At 39.1% G+C, this 18,135-nt stretch carries 19 protein-coding genes; 17 read left to right on the top strand and 2 right to left on the bottom strand.

The genetic code is table 11. From position 1 onward, the window contains the following. Positions 1 to 94: 94 nt before the first annotated feature. Together LG276_RS20505 and LG276_RS20500 are read right to left on the bottom strand one after the other, a co-directional pair. Complete coding sequence (locus LG276_RS20505) at positions 95 to 1,201, bottom strand: LCP family protein (RefSeq protein ID WP_341105694.1); 1,107 nt, start codon at positions 1,199 to 1,201, stop codon at positions 95 to 97. An 88-nt stretch (positions 1,202 to 1,289) separates the two neighbouring features. Then, positions 1,290 to 1,928 carry a YigZ family protein gene (locus tag LG276_RS20500; RefSeq protein ID WP_224937163.1) on the bottom strand — a complete coding sequence of 213 codons (639 nt, stop codon included), beginning with the start codon at positions 1,926 to 1,928 and terminating at the stop codon, positions 1,290 to 1,292. 337 nt (positions 1,929 to 2,265) lie between these two features. Here LG276_RS20500 and LG276_RS20495 point away from each other — a divergent pair, with 337 nt between their 5' ends. From LG276_RS20495 to fliD, 17 genes are all read left to right on the top strand, one after another. After that, positions 2,266 to 3,408 (top strand): sensor histidine kinase, encoded by a 1,143-nt coding sequence (locus tag LG276_RS20495; protein ID WP_095371820.1) that lies wholly within the window; start codon positions 2,266 to 2,268, stop codon positions 3,406 to 3,408. Positions 3,409 to 3,481: 73 nt separating this feature from the next. Continuing rightward, a complete protein-coding gene (locus LG276_RS20490) occupies positions 3,482 to 4,165 on the top strand; it encodes a response regulator transcription factor (RefSeq protein WP_224937162.1) in 684 nt (227 codons plus the stop codon). 308 nt (positions 4,166 to 4,473) lie between these two features. Continuing rightward, the gene (locus LG276_RS20485; RefSeq protein ID WP_404292680.1) at positions 4,474 to 4,722 is read left to right on the top strand and encodes a hypothetical protein; all 249 of its coding nucleotides are present in this window, start codon (positions 4,474 to 4,476) and stop codon (positions 4,720 to 4,722) included. Between the two features lie 445 nt (positions 4,723 to 5,167). Continuing rightward, positions 5,168 to 6,007: a DegV family protein gene (locus LG276_RS20480; RefSeq protein ID WP_341105699.1), complete on the top strand. Its 840-nt coding sequence runs from the start codon at positions 5,168 to 5,170 to the stop codon at positions 6,005 to 6,007. Between the two features lie 83 nt (positions 6,008 to 6,090). Continuing rightward, positions 6,091 to 7,578 (top strand): DEAD/DEAH box helicase, encoded by a 1,488-nt coding sequence (locus LG276_RS20475; RefSeq protein WP_404292678.1) that lies wholly within the window; start codon positions 6,091 to 6,093, stop codon positions 7,576 to 7,578. Further along, positions 7,571 to 8,254, top strand: a complete 684-nt coding sequence (locus LG276_RS20470; RefSeq protein WP_404292676.1) for a ComF family protein — start codon at positions 7,571 to 7,573, stop codon at positions 8,252 to 8,254. Before LG276_RS20475 ends, LG276_RS20470 begins: the two co-directional genes overlap by 8 nt. 58 nt (positions 8,255 to 8,312) lie before the next feature. Beyond that, positions 8,313 to 8,720, top strand: a complete 408-nt coding sequence (locus tag LG276_RS20465; RefSeq protein ID WP_404292674.1) for a TIGR03826 family flagellar region protein — start codon at positions 8,313 to 8,315, stop codon at positions 8,718 to 8,720. A 146-nt stretch (positions 8,721 to 8,866) separates the two neighbouring features. After that, entirely contained in the window at positions 8,867 to 9,142 is a 276-nt protein-coding gene (gene flgM, locus LG276_RS20460; RefSeq protein ID WP_095371825.1) for a flagellar biosynthesis anti-sigma factor FlgM, read from the top strand. Between the two features lie 12 nt (positions 9,143 to 9,154). Then, entirely contained in the window at positions 9,155 to 9,637 is a 483-nt protein-coding gene (locus LG276_RS20455; RefSeq protein WP_404292672.1) for a flagellar protein FlgN, read from the top strand. 24 nt (positions 9,638 to 9,661) lie between these two features. Next, positions 9,662 to 11,521, top strand: a complete 1,860-nt coding sequence (flgK, locus tag LG276_RS20450) for a flagellar hook-associated protein FlgK (RefSeq protein WP_404292670.1) — start codon at positions 9,662 to 9,664, stop codon at positions 11,519 to 11,521. 14 nt (positions 11,522 to 11,535) lie between these two features. After that, positions 11,536 to 12,588: a flagellar hook-associated protein FlgL gene (gene flgL / locus LG276_RS20445; protein ID WP_404292668.1), complete on the top strand. Its 1,053-nt coding sequence runs from the start codon at positions 11,536 to 11,538 to the stop codon at positions 12,586 to 12,588. Positions 12,589 to 12,651: 63 nt separating this feature from the next. Then, complete coding sequence (locus LG276_RS20440; RefSeq protein ID WP_289434657.1) at positions 12,652 to 13,230, top strand: DUF6470 family protein; 579 nt, start codon at positions 12,652 to 12,654, stop codon at positions 13,228 to 13,230. Positions 13,231 to 13,242: 12 nt separating this feature from the next. After that, positions 13,243 to 13,695, top strand: a complete 453-nt coding sequence (gene fliW, locus LG276_RS20435) for a flagellar assembly protein FliW (protein WP_322909704.1) — start codon at positions 13,243 to 13,245, stop codon at positions 13,693 to 13,695. Continuing rightward, on the top strand, positions 13,683 to 13,910 hold the full coding sequence (gene csrA / locus LG276_RS20430) for a carbon storage regulator CsrA (RefSeq protein WP_251162132.1): 228 nt from the start codon (positions 13,683 to 13,685) through the stop codon (positions 13,908 to 13,910). The genes fliW and csrA overlap by 13 nt, the downstream gene beginning before the upstream one ends. Positions 13,911 to 14,164: 254 nt before the next feature. Further along, entirely contained in the window at positions 14,165 to 15,349 is a 1,185-nt protein-coding gene (locus LG276_RS20425) for a flagellin (RefSeq protein ID WP_404292665.1), read from the top strand. A 205-nt stretch (positions 15,350 to 15,554) separates the two neighbouring features. After that, entirely contained in the window at positions 15,555 to 15,902 is a 348-nt protein-coding gene (locus tag LG276_RS20420; protein WP_404292663.1) for a flagellar protein FlaG, read from the top strand. A 127-nt stretch (positions 15,903 to 16,029) separates the two neighbouring features. After that, on the top strand, positions 16,030 to 18,129 hold the full coding sequence (fliD, locus tag LG276_RS20415; protein ID WP_404292661.1) for a flagellar filament capping protein FliD: 2,100 nt from the start codon (positions 16,030 to 16,032) through the stop codon (positions 18,127 to 18,129). Positions 18,130 to 18,135 lie beyond the last annotated feature (6 nt).

The raw sequence follows: 18,135 nt of genomic DNA, 5'->3' as shown, positions 1-18,135 counted from the left end.
CTAAAAGAGAACCACAACAGTATGAGTAAGATGTGTCTGAATAAAAACCCCCAAACAGTTTTTTGTTTGGGGGTTTCTATAAAGCATAATTCTATTAATATTCGCTATTGTAACCAGCTTCACTTGATTCAGTAGAAATTTCGCCGTCTGTTGAACTCTCGCCATTTGTCGGATCAGTAGATTCATTTTGTCCGAGGTTCGTAGTCCCTAAATCAAGATGGCTTTGTAGTTCTGAAATAACTTCCTGTAATCCAGTATCATCTATTTGATAATAATACACACGATTACCATTAGAGTTTGGTAAGTACATATCTTGACCTTTGAGATTGAGCATTTCAATATCTGGTGTCATGCCACTAGAAGTCGCATAACTAATAAGTGATTTCATTTGGTCGAAGGAAAGGTCTGTTTCCATATTGTTTCCAACTGCTTCGATGACATCCCCGTATTTCGAAATAGCATCTACTGATACGGCTTTTTTCATCATCGCTTTAACGATTTCTTGTTGTCTTTGCCCGCGCATAATGTCATTATCTTGCTTTCTCGTACGTGCTAGCGCTAATGCTTCTTCACCATTTAATGTTTGTAAGCCCTCTTCTAATTGAATAGCCCCTGCGTTGTCATTTGAGTCTTGCTCAGATAAGGCATAAGGTACTTCTACTTCCACTCCACCTAGTGCATCAATGATCTCAATGAATGCATCAAAATTTAACTTTAAGTAAAAATCAATGGGGATATCGAGTAGCTGCTCAACCGTTTCAATAGAAGTGAGTGGTCCGCCGTGAGCGTGAGCATGGGTGATTTTGTCTTGATAACCAAGCTTAGGAATCTGAACATAAGAATCACGAGGGATGCTTAATAGTTTAATAGATTTTGATTCCTTATTAAATGTTGCGACCATTAATGCATCTGAACGCGCTGAATTACTAAAACCCCGTTTACTACTATCATCGACTCCGATAATGAGTAGTGAAAAGTTATCAACATCAGGTTGTACAGCTACATCTCGCTTGGTTTCTCTTTCTAGTGGGTTATATGTGCTGTTCATCGCTGTCTCTGCTTTATTATAGAGATAGGCACCGTAGGCAGTGGCACTTAGGGCAAGGACTAGTAGAGGAAGAAGGATAAATGCGAAAACACGTCTTCTGCGCTTCACTTTACGTCTCCTCACCTTTTGGGCATTACGACCATCATAAGACATATGATTGCTCCTTTATTTGTAAAAATTTAATCGATTCTTTACATAGTTAATGTTTATTTTACAATGGATTTGCATATACGTAAAATATTTACTCAGAAATTGTCGATTCTAAATATAACACGTCACCTTCAGTTATTTCTGCTTGTCCATTTGTTAATTCGATCATCCAGGCATTGAAGTTAGCTGTTTCTTCGTCTTTTACATAAGTTTCAATTTCAACAAGATCGGCATAATGGATCTCTTTTATTGGATAAATGGAAGCACGTAATTCATTTTCGAGTTTTCCAAGAAAGGTATAATCAACTTTTGTATGCATGATGCGCATTAGCTTTCTTTCAACAATACCTGTAGCAAGTAAACCTTCGGATGTAGCTTTACCGTAAGCGCGAATTAAACCGCCGGCACCAAGTTTAATGCCACCAAAATAGCGGGTGACTACCACAACAGTATCCTTTAATTGTCTCTTTTTTAACACTTCAAGCATCGGTACACCAGCTGTACCACTCGGTTCACCATCATCGTTAGCTTTCTGAATTAAATCATGCTCACCAATTAAATAGGCAGAACAATTATGAGTGGCATTCCAGTTTTGCTTCTTTATTTTCTGAATAAATGCTTGCGCTTCTTCTTCTGTTTCTGCTCGGTCAATATATGCAATAAATCTAGATTTTTGTATAATAATTTCATGTTCCCCGTAACCTTTGACGGTATGATATTGTGGAAGCAAAAATATCGCTCCTTCCTGCAAGTCTCTTCCTATTATAATTCGACAATCTTCGGAAAACATAAATATTAATAGATTGTAAACAAACTTTAATATTGTCGAATCGTTGAAGTGATATAATAAGTATGTATCTGAGGATAACTATAGATATTGCCAATAATCCTCTTTTTTTAACATGAAATTAGGATATATGACATATAAAAAATTTTCAAGCGTGCGACTATTTATCGAATTTTGTGTCAAATGGTATTATTTTCTGCCGCTACACATGGTCGAATACCGCTTTTCAAGGTAAAATAAGGAATAGCAACAACAGGGTATACCCTTGGAGGAATCGCGAATGAGTATAAAAAAATTTGATACGAAGTCGCTCGATTTAATTTTAGAAAAAATGATAGAAACGGTCGGTACGAGTAAGAATGAAATTTTCCGGATTGGTGAGCAATGTCGAAAAGATTATGAGACCTTAACCGAAGAACTGAAAGATGTAAAGGTAATGGTTATTAAAGTCATTGATGAAGGCGACCGTTTAGAAAGTCAAACACGTTTTGCGCGTAAACGATTATCTGAAGTCAGTATGCATTTCAAAGATTACACGGAAGCGCAAGTACGTGATGCATATGAAAAAGCCCATCAATTACAAATGGATCTATCGATGAATCGGCAAATGGAAAAGCAGCTTCGTGACCGTAGAGACGACATTGAAAGAAGATTAGTGGGCGTTAGTGATACGATTGAGCGTGCCGAGCATTTAATTTCCCAAATTACTGTAGTCATGAACTACTTGATGAGTGACATCAAGCAAATGGGTGAGATGCTTGAAGATGCGAAGATGAAACAAGAATTTGGCTTACAAATCATTGAGGCGCAAGAAGAAGAGCGTAAAAGGCTCTCACGTGAAATACATGACGGCCCGGCGCAAATGATGGCGAATGTGATGATGCGCTCTGATTTGATTGAACGTGTTTATAAAGAGCGTGGCACAGATGAAGCTATGGAGGAAATAAGGAATTTAAAGAAAATGGTCAGAAGTGCTTTATATGAGGTCCGTAGAATTATTTATGACCTGAGACCAATGGCTTTAGATGACTTAGGTCTTGTTCCTACATTAAAGAAGTATCTACAAACAATCGAAGAATATCATAATTCGACCAAAATCACTTTCATGAATGTTGGTAAAGAGGTTCGTTTACCAAGTCAATATGAAGTGGCGCTATTCCGACTCATTCAAGAAGCTGTGCAGAATGCGATGAAGCATGCTGATGCAGAAGAGATTATTGTAAAAACTGAAATTAATAATGAAAGAATAGCAGTCGTAATTAGAGATAATGGTAAAGGGTTTGATATTAATAAGAAAAAAGCACAATCCTTTGGTATTATCGGCATGAGAGAAAGAGTTGAACTTCTGGAGGGCCAGCTTTCGATAGATTCTAATATTGGTAAAGGCACAATTATTATTATTCAAGTACCTTATATGAAATAATAGTTAATTGATGTTGAAACTGGTCAAACATCATGATAGATATAAAACAGTTGAAGATTGGGAGGGGAAGAACTTGAATACTAAAATAGTAATTATTGACGACCATCAACTTTTCCGAGAGGGCGTAAAACGTATTCTTGATTTTGAAAAAACATTTAACGTGGTAGCAGAAGGTGACGATGGCGACGAAGCGATTAGACTCGTTGAAGAAAATCAACCAGACGTAGTTATCATGGATATTAACATGCCGAATATTAATGGCGTGGAAGCAACGCGTCAATTAGTAGAGAAATATCCAGATTCTAAAGTAATCATTCTTTCAATCCATGATGATGAAAACTATGTTACGCACGCTTTAAAAACCGGAGCAAGTGGTTACCTACTTAAAGAAATGGATGCAGATGCATTAGTTGAGGCAGTAAAAGTAGTTGCAGAGGGTGGTTCTTACCTTCATCCGAAAGTAACGCACAATCTTGTCAACGAATACCGTCGCCTTGCTTCAGAAGGAACTGGCACAACAGGCGCTTATGGACAAATCGAAATCCGTCGTCCGCTACATTTACTTACTCGACGCGAGTGTGAAGTGCTCCAACTCCTTGCAGACGGAAAAAGTAACCGCGGCATCGGTGAAGCATTATATATTAGTGAAAAAACAGTCAAGAACCATGTAAGTAACATCCTACAAAAAATGAACGTCAATGACCGTACACAAGCGGTTGTCGTAGCCATCAAAAACGGTTGGGTAGAAGTTCGCTAAACCCAGCCTTTCATACATATGAAGAAACACTCCAAATATGGAGTGTTTTTTTGTTGAAAATGGAATCGGGTCGAAAATAGAACGGTAGGTCAAGGGAAGGGAAGGCGTCCATTTAATGAAGGGAGAGACATGATTATAAGAAATATGAGCAATGTATAAGTTTCGTAGATAATAGGGGAGGAGTAGAACATATGAGTAGCGTGAAAGAAGGAATCGCGACTAAAAAAAGAAGAGAGTGAAAGATAAGTAGAGCAAAGACAAGAATCGCGACTAAAAAAAGAAGAGCGGGGAAGATAAGTAGGGCAAAAGTGAGAATCGCGACTAAAAAAAGAAAAGAGGAGAAGATAAGTAGGGGAAAGGCAAGAATCGCGACTAAAAAAAGAAGAGAGGAGAAGATAAGTAGGGCAAAGGCAAGAACCGCGACTAATAAAAGAAAAGAGGAGAAGATAAGTAGGGCAAAGGCGAGAATCGCGACTAAAAAAAGAAAAGAGGAGAAGATAAGTAGGGCAAAAGCAAAAACCACGACTAAAAAAAAGAAGAGAGGAAGAGCTAAGTAGCGTAAAAGCAAGAATCGCATTTAATTTCTCGGGCCCCTCTCGAGCGTAAGATATTGGATATAGATATCCCTAAATTCCCCAAGAAAAGGAACCTGAGCTGAGAGTTGCGACACACATATAAGGGGGATTATCATATAAAATGTGTAAATCCTAATTGACTCTAGGTGTTTCAAAATTGAGTTTTTAACTGGATTATGGAGGAAGTGTTGACTCATGACCGGAGAAGGAGCTACCATACAATCAAAGCCTGCGCTCTTACATCACCGCAAAAGTTATAACCCCAGACTTCGAGTATGAATCAAACCAACCACCCACCCCAAAAGCCCACCAAAAAGTAAAAGATTTCCCATTAAACCTCTCTAAACTTAATGCATTTTTATTAACTTTCATATAGAATGGTAACAGAACATATAGTAGAGAAAAAAGTGAAGGAGTCACTCTATTTATGAAAACGGCCGTAGTAACGGATAGTACATCTTATATCCCACAAGAATTGAGAGAAAAGCTGAATATTCACATGATCCCGCTGAGTGTGATATTTGGCAATGAATCATATAAAGAAGAAATAGAAATCACTGCAGAAGGTTTTTATGAGGAAGTCAAACATAAGGATTTGCCGAAAACATCACAGCCATCTGTAGGTGATTTTGTCACATTGTTTGAAACGTTGAAGCAAGACTATGATGCCATCATCTCCATCCACTTATCAAGCGGGATTAGTGGCACCTATCAAGGGGCAGTCTCTGCCGGTAATATGGTTGAAGGCATTCCCGTCTATCCTTTTGACTCAGAAATTAGCGCGCGTGTACAAGGTTTCTATGTCGTCAAAGCAGCCGAAATGGCAGCTGACGGGAAGTCGCCAGCAGAAATTATGGACAAACTGAATGAAATGAAACAATCCATTCGTGCTTATTTCATGGTTGATGATCTGTCACATCTACAAAGAGGTGGCCGCTTATCAAGTGCGCAAGCAATCTTAGGAAGTCTTCTCCAAGTGAAACCATTGCTTCATTTTGAAAATAAGCTCATCGTGCCATTCGAAAAAATCCGTACGCGTAAAAAAGCAATGAAACGGATCGTGGATTTGTTAGCGGAAGATGCAGCAAGTGGAGAAGCTTATGAAGCCTCTATTATTCATGCAAATCGTTTAGAGGAAGCGCAGAAATGGAAGGAAGAGCTAGAAGCACAATTACCGAATGTCACTTTTGGTATTAGCTATTTTGGTGCAGTTATTGGTACACATCTTGGCGAAGGCTCAATGGGTCTTGGCTGGGTAAAAAAATAATACATCTACTAAGGAGTTATTATCGCAGACAAAACGAACCACTGCTGAAATAACTCCTTTTTTTAGCCACGAAAGGAGTCTATATGCGAATACTCATGAAAGATCACCTACTCATCCCCGTATTTCACCACGACTCAGCTTCTTACACTATTACAGAACTTCCGAACATTCCTCACCATAACCACAACCCTACATACCGCTTCAATCCACAAATTCAGACATTCCTATTCGGTAAACAATTACTACTAGATGAAATCCCTCACCCTGTAGAAGAACTATTCACCCTTGTGAACGAAGGTTATATCACGCTTCGTCGACCCTTTATAAAAGAAGGTAGAAAAATCAAATGTGCTCGCTGTGGCAGTAGTCATCATCTAGCGACATATCCTTGTGCCCGTTGTGGAAATGAGCAGTGCCATTATTGTCGCAATTGCTTGATGATGGGAAGAGTGTCGGCTTGTACTCCACTTTTTAGTTGGAATGGACCAAGCCCGAGCACCCTAATAGTCGACCAACCGTTAAAATGGGATGGGACGCTTTCTACAGGACAGCAACAAGCATCTACAGCAGTTGTCGCAGCCATTGATAACAAAAAAGAGTACTTGGTTTGGGCGGTATGTGGCGCAGGTAAAACCGAAGTGCTTTTTGCAGGAATTGCTCATGCACTAAAGCAAGGCCAGCGCGTGTGTCTTGCTACTCCAAGAACAGATGTCGTCTTAGAACTGGCACCCCGTCTGAAAAAAGTGTTTCCCCACACCACGATTGCCGCACTGTATGGTGGAAGTGAAGACCGGCACCTTTTTGCCAATCTAGTCATCAGCACAACACATCAGTTGTTCCGCTTTTATCGTGCTTTTGATACAGTCATTGTTGATGAAGTGGATGCCTTTCCTTACACAATGGATGCCACGCTCCAGTATGCTGTTCAGCAAGCGAAAAAGTCTGTAGCTGCCACGATTTATTTAACAGCTACTCCTTCAAGGAAGTGGCAAAAAGAATGTCGGCAAAATAAAAGAGCATACATGACCATCCCTGCTCGTTTCCATCGGTTTCCTTTACCGATTCCCCAATTTAAATGGATTGGACAATGGACAATCCCCCTAAAAAACGCCCGTCTCCCTTTTGTGTTAAAAAAATGGTTACAGCAACGCATTGAAAAAGAGAAACAGGTTTTGCTGTTTATTCCTAAAATTAAGCTAATAGATGATATGCTACCTCTCATACAAAAACTTCATCCTAAAGTGGAGGCAGTGCATGCGGAAGATCCTTTACGAAAAGAAAAAGTCCAGAAAATGAGAAAGCAAGAGACGCTTATTTTACTTACAACAACGATTTTAGAAAGAGGAGTGACTTTTCCTCATATAGATGTTGCTGTATTAGGAGCAGAAGAGCGCATTTTCACAGAAAGTGCACTTGTTCAAATAGCTGGAAGGGTTGGGAGAAGTGTTGAAGCACCAACAGGGGATGTTGTTTTTTTTCATTATGGTAAAACAACTGCAATGGTACGGGCTAAAAAGCAAATACTGCAAATGAATAAAGAAGCAAAACAAAGGGGCTTACTTCATGAATAGCTGTCTCTTTTGTCAAAAAGAAATGCAACTTCCTGGTGGATTTCAAGCATTGTTTCAAAAAGCTGCGCAGTCATTTTGGTGTGAAGACTGTATAGCAAAATGGGCATTTATCAAAGGTCCTACTTGCCCTACTTGTCACCGGTGGATGGAAACGGTTGAAATCTGTCTCGACTGTAAGAAGTGGCAAGCGGACCCAATATATAGCGGTTGTCTGGACGAGAATATTTCTGTGTTAGCATACAACTCTTTTTGTCAGCAAGTGCTCGCTCAATATAAGTATCGGGGTGATTATATCCTCGCAGTTGCAATTGCTGATTTGCTAAAATCGAAATTAAAACAGATAAGCTTTGATCTTATTACACCGATTCCGCTGAGTGAAGAAAGACGCTATGAAAGAGGGTTCAATCAATCAGAAGCATTGATCACCGCATTAGGTAAAAAGCCCACTATTCTCCTCACCCGTATGCATACAGAAAAACAATCAAAGAAAACAAGAAAGGAAAGATTAGAGACACCACAAGTTTTTCGATTCACGGGTCAACAAGAAATGAGCGGGAAGAAAGTGTTAATCGTCGACGATATTTATACGACAGGTACGACTCTTTATCATGCAGCTAAATTGCTAAAAGAGGCAGGAGTAAGTGAGGTTCGATCATTGACGATGGCAAGAAGTTAAAAAAGTTAGCCGATCCTGACGATATATAGAATAGAAGCTATCAGTAGAGGTGAAAAGAATGGCGGAGATCGCAAACTGCCCTAGATGTAATGCCTTATTTATGAAAAATCAAGTCAGCACCATTTGCCAAGCATGTTTTAAAAAAGAAGAAGAAGCGTACGAAGTCGTATATGCCTTTCTAAGGAAAAGAGAAAATCGTGCTGCGACTATGCAAAGAATAACAGAAGCAACAGGAGTAGAGGAGTGGCTCCTGCAGAAGTTTGTTCGATCAGGTCGATTAAAGGTGGCGCAATTTCCCCAGATAGGCTACCCTTGCGATCAGTGTGGTACGTTAATTCAAGAAGGAAGAATTTGTGAGTCTTGTCGCAAAGCATTACAAAAAGAATTAGAGCAATTTGAACGAGAGCAGGATCGGATAAAAGAAAGAGAGAGAACCTACTATTCTTATAGAGGTAAACAGTCTTAAAGAAGGAAGTCTAAAGAACTAATGTTTTCTTTTGGAATGATAGTATGTATGTAAAATTTACTAAAAGTGTAATATCACTTTAAACTCATTCTATTTATACCGATAATAGGAGTAATAAAAGGGACGAAGAAAGCGGGGGATTTATAATGAAGGTTAATCATTTTAACGCGGCAAACCAGGTCAATCCCTACCAACGCCAAGCGAATATGACAAAGCAAGTAGAGCAAGCGAAAACGAATCAAGCAGATAAACTTGAAATTTCTTCAAAAGCATTAGAAATGCAAAAAACATCACAATCAGATCCTGCTCGCCAAGCAAAGGTGGAGCAATTAAAAATGCAAGTGGAAAATGGTACGTATCATGTTGATGCGAATGAATTGGCGAAAAGCTTAGTTCAACATTTTCAACAAAAACGCTCTTAAGGAGGATGTGGTATGTCTGCTGAAGCACTTCTCACTGCGATGGAACGCTTAATATCTTATCATCAAAGCCTTTATGAGCTTGCAGGCCAGAAGACAGATATGATTAAAAAGGGTGATATGGCAGCATTAGATCAGATGCTAAAAGATGAACAAAGCCATGTCGCAACAATTAAGAAGCTTGAACAAGCGCGTATCCAGATCGCAGCAAGTCTTGTACCAAGTATAGATAAGCCAACAATAGCAGACTGTATACTAGTACTGGAACAACATGAACAACAAGCTTTACTTGAAAAAAGAGAGCAGTTATCATCCGTTATTGACAAACTAAAAGAGAAAAATCAATTGAATCAACAATTGATTTATCACTCCTTGCAATATGTGAATTTAACTATGAATCTCGTCAATCCGAAAGCAGCTGCGCAAAATATGAATTATATTCATCCGCAAAAAGCGAAATCTCAGGCTGCAACAGGAATGTTCCAGTCGAAAGTGTAGGATAGAGAAAAGAGAGGAAACGTTATGAAATCTACTTTTATGGGGTTAGAAACGGCGAAAAGAGCCATACATACACAACAAAGTGCACTCTATACAACCGGGCATAATATCGCCAATGCGAATACTGTAGGATATACGAGACAACGGGTGAACTTTACACAAACAAATGCTTTTCCGTCTGTCGGAATGAATGCGCCATACATGCCAGGACAAATTGGAACGGGTGTTCAGGCAGGATCGGTTCAACGCATACGCGAAGACTATTTGGATGTACAGTACCGTAATGAGCACAATAAATTCGGTTATTGGAATACGAGAAGCAGTGAGCTTTCCCGAATTGAAAGTGTCATGAATGAGCCGTCAGATACTGGCCTTGCGAATACATTAGATCAGTTTTGGAATGCTTTGCAAGACTTATCTACTAACCCTGAAGATTCAGGTGCACGTTCGGTTGTTCGTCAGCGTGGGATTGCCGTGAGTGACACTTTTAATTATTTGGCAGGACAACTGAGCGCTCAAAAAGCAGATGTCGGTGAGCAAATTGATATGAATGTGAAAACAATTAATTCAATCCTCACACAAATTAACCAGATCAATGAGCAAATTGCCAGCGTAGAACCACATGGCTATTTGCCGAATGATTTATATGATAAAAGGGACGTCCTTGTTGATCAACTCTCAGGCTTAGTCAACATTAAAGTGAGTGCTACACCAAGTGGTGGGAATGCAAGTAGTCAAGCTGCAGGGAAATATTCGATTGAATTAGTCGATGGGAATGGTAAAAGTGTCGGTACTTTACTCGATGGGAAAAATGATATCGTTCAATCATTGAGTGTCAAAAAAGACCCTGAAACACAAGCTATTGCTAGTTTGCAAATCGGTAATAAATCGATGGCAGCATCAGATTTCACTTCGAAAGGGAGCTTACTTGCGAATATAGATATGTACGGCAAAATAGATGCCACTGGGAAGGAAACAGGTGTTTATTCTGATATGCTTGCGAATCTGGACTTAATGGCTTTCCGCTTTGCCACGGCCTTTAATGCTGTCCATCAAAGTGGCTGGAGTTTATCTGAAATTGAGAGCGGCGTAAAGAACGGTGTGGACTTCTTTGAAATTGGCGATAATGCAGCAGGGGCCGCAGCCAATATAAAAGTGTCTGATTCAATCATGAATAATTTAAATCATATTGCCGCTTCCTCAAGTAGTGAGTTATTTACGGGTTCTATTACGAAACATGCGGACAACCCATCGACTGGTAACCCAACGATTCTGGGTGCGTTCAGTGGTATTCAAACATATGACACCCCGCCGATCACGATTAGTGAGGCAAAAATTGAGCTGACTTATGATAATGGCTCATGGAAGTACTCCGCTTATGATTTAGACGGCAATCCAATAGCTGACCATCAAAATCAAGCAGTGAAAGAAAATATGAATCTCTTTGGCCTTAAAATCGATACTAGTACAATCGCTAACTTACAATCTGGTTCTACTTGGTCATTTGAGTTAACAGGTATTGGACAAAACCCTTCGAGCGAAAGTTTTGTTGGTGACGGTTCTAATGCAGTTGCTCTGGCAAATGTAAAAGACATGATGCTCGATTTTAATGGATCAGATACAAATATGATGAGCTTCTACCAAGGGATGATTGGGGAGTTAGGAGTAACTACACAAGAGGCTAATCGAATGACGGAAAATGCTGCTACGCTAACCGACACGGTCCAATTTAACCGTTCTTCTGTAAGTTCGGTTTCTCTTGATGAAGAAATGTCCAATATGATCATGTTTCAACATGCTTATAGTGCAGCGGCTAGACAAATCACTGCAATAGACGAAATGCTTGATACCATAATTAATGGTATGGGCAGAGTTGGAAGATAAGGAGGTAATGACTGATGCGCGTAACACAATCCATGCTTTCACAAAATTCACTAAAACATATTCAAAACAACTATCAAAAGCTTGGTAAGTTAGAAGAGCAGCTATATACCGGCAAAAAAGTGAATCGCCCGTCTGATGATCCTGTAGCAGCGATGAAAGGGGTCAATTACCGTTCCCAAGTAACGGCTGTATCCCAATATCAACGCAATTTAGGTGAAGTATATAACTGGATGGATAATACGGAATCGGCACTGGATGAAACGAATAAAATTATCCAGCGTATCCGTGATCTTACGGTACAGGCTTCCAGTGATTCATATGATGCGGGTCAACGTAAGAACGTGGCTAGTGAAATTGAACAGCTGCGAAATCAATTAGAGACGATCGCCAATACAAAAGTGAATAATAAGTATATTTTTAACGGCTCAGATACAACGAATAAGCCAGTAGATTTAAAGAAAATTGATCAAAATGTTGATATCAGCACAATTGATGCGAATATTGCCAAGGATTATGTACTTTTCGATGAGAAGGGTAGTCAGCTTGTTTGGAATGAATCTTCGAATGCATTTAAAGCTCAAGATGGCACTGAAATCGGATTCCCGATACCAGATTCTTTTGTAGCGAAAGAAAAAGGAGCGGTTGCTAGCAATGCTGAAGGCGTAAAAATTGAAGTTTCTGCAGGCATTCATCTCGATGTGAATAGTAAGCCGCAAAATGTCTTTTCATTAGATTTATTTAAAGATATTGGCAACTTAATTGATAAGTTGAAATCACCTGATACAACAGCGGATGATTTATCTGGGGAGCTGGATATGATTGATCATCACCATAATAATGTAATCTCTGAAATGGCAGATATCGGTGCTAAATCTAATCGAGTAGAGATGGTGGAAAGTCGTTTAGGGAATCAAGAGATACTTGCCAAAACCATGATGTCTAATAACGAAGATATCGATGCAGAGAAGGTCATTATTGAATTAACATCCCAAGAAGCTCTCCACCGTGCTTCTTTAGCAGTAGGAGCAAGCATTATTCAACCAACATTAATGGACTTTTTACGATAAAAAACGCTGACGACGGTTCATCTCTATAGATGGGCCGCTCGTCATGTAAAGAGCGGTGAATCTATGCATACACCTTATTTAGAAATAACGACAAAACAAGCGCAACTTGGTATCAATTATTATCAACCTGTGATGAAAATCAAACAGTCGCAAGCAGACGTTTCGATGCATCAGCCACCAGCTAAGCTTACCATTAGTCATGAAGCATCCCGGCTTTTTATTGATCAATCAGAGGCGCGAGCTGACCTGGATAATAAAGGGGCAGGCAGGCGAGTCGCAGAGGCGGCTGAACAGGCAAAGATGACGGCAATAACAGGGATCTCTAGGCGAGTCCGTGAAGGTGATGCGATGATGAAAATTGAGAACGGAGCAGGCGCCATCCCACAAATTGCGAAACAAAATAGTGAGCCCAACCAAAAGACACCAGGGATCGGCTATTTACCAAAAAACCATTTCCGGGTACAAATCGATTATGATCCAGGGAACGTCGATGTGAACGTAACCCCGCAAACGCCAGCCATTGATGTAAGTATCAATCGACCACAAATCGCTCATGAAAACTGGCAAGCACAAATTTATTTACAGCAAAAAGAAGCGATTAACTTTGAACTAAGAGATTTTCAAGTGGATCAGCTTATTTAAGGAAGTGTTACGATGAAAATTGAGACAAAATATCAAGGGACAGTGGAAGTGTCAGCAGAGCAACACCTTCATTTTCCGGTAGGCTTGCCAGGGTTTCCAGAAGAACAGCAATATGTGCTTCTTCCCTTTTTAGAAGAACTCCCTTATTTTATTTTACAATCAATCAATACGGCAGAGTTAGCGTTTGTCGTTGTCGACCCGTATGCCTTTTTTGCTGATTACGAATTTCAGCTCAATGAAGCATCGCAACATGCGCTGCAAATTGAACAACCGGAAGACGTAGCTACTTTTGTTATTCTCACATTGAAGGAACCGTTTAAGTCATCAACGGCGAATTTGCAAGGTCCATTGGTGATTAATATGAAAAAACGAATGGGGAAACAGCTTGTCTTAAATGATGCGCGCTACAAGACAAAGCATCCGTTATTCCAGCTTATGGAGGAGGATGCCTCATGCTCGTACTAACCCGTCGCAAAAACGAATCGATTATCATTAATGAAAACATCGAAATCACGATCGTCGCTGTCGAAGGAGACCAAATCAAACTTGGCATCCAAGCACCAAAAGACATCGACATCTACAGAAAAGAAGTTTACCTACAAATTCAGACAGAAAACAACGAAGCCGCGCAAAACCCTGTTGATTTAATGGCACTATTGAAACATAATACTGAGAAATAAACCGGTTGGAGATATCGGTTTATTTTTTTTATATTTGTTTAATGATAAACAAACGAAACAAGAATACGTGTTGAAGTAATGATAAGGGAAGTAATCAGAAGGCAATAGAGACAAGTAATTTCTTAATTATTAATTTAATTATAAAAAAGTATTAAACAAACTTTATAGCACTCCGATAATAAATAAGAATAAAGCGACAAGCTTTACTTCAATCCACAAGGACGTGGAAAAATACAACTCATGGAGGAATTCAAATGATTATCAACAATAATATTTCAGCATTAAACACGTATCGTCAATTAGGCGTAAACAACAATGCAAACGCTAAAGCGATGGAGAAGTTATCTTCAGGTCTTCGTATTAACCGTGCAGGAGATGACGCAGCAGGTCTTGCAATCTCTGAAAAAATGCGCGCGCAAATCCGCGGTTTAGACCAAGCTAGCCGTAACTCTCAAGATGGTATCTCAATGATCCAAACTGCTGAAGGAGCGCTACAAGAATCACAAAACATTCTTCAACGTATGCGTGAACTTGCTACACAAGCAGCCAATGACTCAAACGTTGGATCTGACCGTGAAGAAATCCAAAAAGAAATCAACCAATTAACTTCAGAAATCAACCGTATCGGTAATACAACAGAATTCAATACACAAAAATTAATCGATGGTGGCAAAGATGGATCAGAAGCAGTGGCTGCTGTTGCTGGAACAACAACATTTGAAGTGGATACAACTGCTGCTGGTACACTTAGCATAGATGATGTAGAAATTGATTTTCTAGCTTCTGCGACTCCACAATCAATTGTTGATGATATCAATGCAGATACAACGTTGAGTGGTAAATATACTGCCTCTTTAGATGGTACAAACATAGTATTAACACAAAATGATGGACAAGAGTCTGCAACTGCAGCAACTGTAGTTGGTGGAACTGATGTTGTTAATACAGCTGGAGTAGAAGGAAAAGCTGCTGGAGCAGGTTCTAGCATTACTTTCCAAATTGGTGCAAACGAAAACCAAAGCATGAGCATCAATATCTCTGATATGAGAGCATCTGCTTTAGGAATCACTACTAATGATACTACTGATGCTAAATTAGGTGTAACTGACGGAACAAGCTCAACAATCCAAGAATCTGCTCTAAGTGTATTAACTCACGAAGATGCAGCTGCAGCGGTTACTAAATTCCAAGAAGCAATTGATAAAGTATCTGCAGAGCGTTCTAAACTAGGTGCTAGCCAAAACCGCCTAGAGCACACAATCTCTAACTTAAACAACTCTTCCGAAAACCTTCAAGCAGCTGAATCACGTATCCGTGACGTAGATATGGCTAAAGAAGTTATGGAAATGACACGTACAAACATTCTTTCTCAAGCTTCTCAAGCGATGCTTGCGCAAGCAAATCAAAAACCACAAGCGGTTCTTCAATTATTAGGTTAATTCGTCGCTTATTGGTATTTTCATCTAAGAAGTCTCAGCTTTGTCTGGGGCTTCTTTTTGTCTTTTTAGGCAAAAAGACCTTATGTATAAGAAAAAGGTCGCTGTTTTTTCTCTAATAAAAACCGAACTTTAGATTGATAGAGAGCCTTATGGTTGTTTCCGATATAAAGAGAAAATAGGTGATTTCGGTAAGGGGCGAATAGGGATGAGAGTAGAGTCGAATATGAGAATGATGGTGGACTCACCTTTTGTTATTCAGAAAGAAAAAAGCCAACATGAAAGAAATTTTACAATAAAAGATAAAGCAAAGATGTCTGCTCCTGAAGTACAAAAAGACTTCTTGCAATCAAAGGTGGAGCAGGCAAATAGTCATTTGCAGACGCATTATACTTCGGTACAGTTCCAATTACATGAAAAGCTCGATCGCTATTATGTAGAAGTCGTTGATGCAGATACAAAAGAAGTCGTTCGTGAAATACCACCGAAGGATTTCCTCGATATGATTGCAGAAATGACAGAATTTCAAGGACTGATGGTGGATCAAAAAGTCTAGAAGCTACTGGCTTATGCTAGTGGCTTTTTATTCGTGAACAGTGGCAATTAGTCAAATTTTTACTGTAAACGATAGGACTATAGTCGATATAATAAATAGATAGAGAGAGAAAAGGGGACGGATGGTCATGGCGAATTTTCGAATAGGTGGTTTAGCATCTGGTTTAGATACAGAATCCTTAATTAATGATTTAATGAGAGTACAGAGAGTGCCGATTGATAAATTGTCACAAAAGAAACAAACGCTCGAATGGCAGCGCGATTCATATAGAGATATTAACTTAAAACTAGCCTCATTCCGTGATATGACTTTAAATATGCGCTTGCAATCTTCATTTTTATCAAAAATTACGACTTCTTCTAATAGCAACAAAGTCACAGCAACGGCAGATTCGACAGCAGGGAACGGATCTTATACATTGTCTGCCGTGAGTAGATTGGCGACTTCTGCTACGAATGCAAGTGCGGGAAGAATAACTAGTACAGGTGAAAAGCTAGATACAACGAAAAGTCTATATAGCCAAAAGGACATTTTTGAAAATAGTTCATTCGATTGGAAGAGTACTGAACAAAGTATAAACGAAGAAATCACAGTAAAGAAAGCAGGAACCGAATTTTCATTACAAAAGCTTGGTAAGCATACTATAGAACAAATGGATAGTGTTACAGTTGGTACAGACAACTACCAAGTGGTGACGAGCCTAGATGACTTAGATGCTAGTCAAAAGCAAGTGTTTGTAGATGAGAAAACAGGCAAAATGACTTTCAGCCAACAAATTCCCGCCGACAGTAAAATTGAAGTGGAATACAGTATGGTTCAAAAAGATGCAATTTCTGTTGGCTCTGCAACAAAAGAAGTGCAACTTTCACAAATAGGGATCACAGAATTTGAGGATAGCATTACTTTTACATGGGACAAAAAAGATGCAGCTGGTAATATCATTAAAGACACGAATGGTGACCCAATAAAAGAAACGAAAACATTTACTGCTGGTACGGATGTGAATAATTTAGCAGAAGATCAATTTTATTTAGATAAAGAAACAGGCAAAATCACCTTCGGCTCTGACTTACAAGCAGGTGCAAAAGCGGAAGTGAGCTATGACCACCAATACTTTGAATTCAGTATGTCTACATTCAATGAAACAGGTGAAGTGAGCCAAACATTTACTTTTGATGCCCGTGATTCTTTAACGACAGTAATCGATAAAGTGAATAAATCGTCCTTAGGTGTCAATATGTTTTATGACCAACATTCTGATAAAGTAACGATTGCCCGAACGTCAACAGGTGATTTTAATCAAAGTGGCGATGGGAAAGAGATCTCTTTTAATGGTAGTCCGTTTTTAAATAATGTTCTAAAACTTGATAGCAATAATGAAAAAGGTGGAGAAAATGCGAAATTTACTTTAAATGGTTTAGAAACGGAGAGAACTTCTAATACGTTTACAGTTAACGGTGTTTCTTTTACTTTGAAGGATACATTTGATGCTGTTAATGGCGATTCGCCAGTTACCATTTCAATTAATAACGACACCGATCAAGCCGTAGAAAAAATCAAAGAATTCGTAGAAAAATACAATGAATTAATAGATAATATACAAGGACAGTTATCTGAAGAAAAATATCGTGATTATGCACCGTTAACAAGTGAGCAGCGTGAGGCGATGTCTGAAAAAGATATTGAGCTTTGGGAAGAAAAAGCGAAAAGCGGTTTACTTCGTTCAGATCAACAATTAAGTAGTTTACTAAGCAATATGCGTATGAACTTTTATACACCGCTAGAAGGTGCTACGAGTGAATATAACCAGCTGTCAGCTATTGGTATTACCACAACGAAAAATTATTTAGAAGGTGGTAAGCTCGAAATCAATGAAGATAAGCTGAAGGAAGCATTGGAAAATGATGCAGAAGGTGTATTTAATTTGTTCGCAGCAGATGGCGATACACTTGGTGAACAAGGGATTTCTAGACGATTGCGAGATACCGTTACACAATCAATCGATGCGATTACCTTAAAAGCCGGAAATGGCATGAAGACAAATAGTCAATTTACAATTGGAAAAAATTTAGATGATATCAATAATCGTATAACTGAACTAGAATCGAAATTAGCAGATAAAGAGCAAAGGTATTGGTCACAATTTGCAGCGATGGAGACACAAATGCAAAAAATGAATGAGCAAATGAATTATATGCTCACACAATTCGGTTATAGCTCGCAATAAGGAGTG

Source organism: Cytobacillus kochii, from assembly GCF_044790165.1.
Taxonomy (GTDB): Bacteria; Bacillota; Bacilli; order Bacillales; family Cytobacillaceae; genus Cytobacillus; species Cytobacillus kochii.
The sequence above is the reverse complement of the archived record's forward strand: the minus strand, read 5'-3'. Positions and strand labels throughout refer to the sequence as shown.

Excerpts from the sequence above, each read along its gene's own strand:
- LG276_RS20455 (WP_404292672.1), top strand. The coding sequence starts at position 9,155 with ATGTCTGCTGAAGCACTTCTCACTGCGATGGAACGCTTAATATCTTAT.
- LG276_RS20495 (WP_095371820.1), top strand. The coding sequence starts at position 2,266 with ATGAGTATAAAAAAATTTGATACGAAGTCGCTCGATTTAATTTTAGAA.
- LG276_RS20440 (WP_289434657.1), top strand. The coding sequence starts at position 12,652 with ATGCATACACCTTATTTAGAAATAACGACAAAACAAGCGCAACTTGGT.
- flgL (WP_404292668.1), top strand. The coding sequence starts at position 11,536 with ATGCGCGTAACACAATCCATGCTTTCACAAAATTCACTAAAACATATT.
- flgM (WP_095371825.1), top strand. The coding sequence starts at position 8,867 with ATGAAGGTTAATCATTTTAACGCGGCAAACCAGGTCAATCCCTACCAA.
- csrA (WP_251162132.1), top strand. The coding sequence starts at position 13,683 with ATGCTCGTACTAACCCGTCGCAAAAACGAATCGATTATCATTAATGAA.
- LG276_RS20475 (WP_404292678.1), top strand. The coding sequence starts at position 6,091 with ATGCGAATACTCATGAAAGATCACCTACTCATCCCCGTATTTCACCAC.
- LG276_RS20465 (WP_404292674.1), top strand. The coding sequence starts at position 8,313 with ATGGCGGAGATCGCAAACTGCCCTAGATGTAATGCCTTATTTATGAAA.
- LG276_RS20470 (WP_404292676.1), top strand. The coding sequence starts at position 7,571 with ATGAATAGCTGTCTCTTTTGTCAAAAAGAAATGCAACTTCCTGGTGGA.
- LG276_RS20480 (WP_341105699.1), top strand. The coding sequence starts at position 5,168 with ATGAAAACGGCCGTAGTAACGGATAGTACATCTTATATCCCACAAGAA.
- flgK (WP_404292670.1), top strand. The coding sequence starts at position 9,662 with ATGAAATCTACTTTTATGGGGTTAGAAACGGCGAAAAGAGCCATACAT.
- fliW (WP_322909704.1), top strand. The coding sequence starts at position 13,243 with ATGAAAATTGAGACAAAATATCAAGGGACAGTGGAAGTGTCAGCAGAG.
- LG276_RS20420 (WP_404292663.1), top strand. The coding sequence starts at position 15,555 with ATGAGAGTAGAGTCGAATATGAGAATGATGGTGGACTCACCTTTTGTT.
- fliD (WP_404292661.1), top strand. The coding sequence starts at position 16,030 with ATGGCGAATTTTCGAATAGGTGGTTTAGCATCTGGTTTAGATACAGAA.
- LG276_RS20425 (WP_404292665.1), top strand. The coding sequence starts at position 14,165 with ATGATTATCAACAATAATATTTCAGCATTAAACACGTATCGTCAATTA.
- LG276_RS20505 (WP_341105694.1), bottom strand. The coding sequence starts at position 1,201 with ATGTCTTATGATGGTCGTAATGCCCAAAAGGTGAGGAGACGTAAAGTG.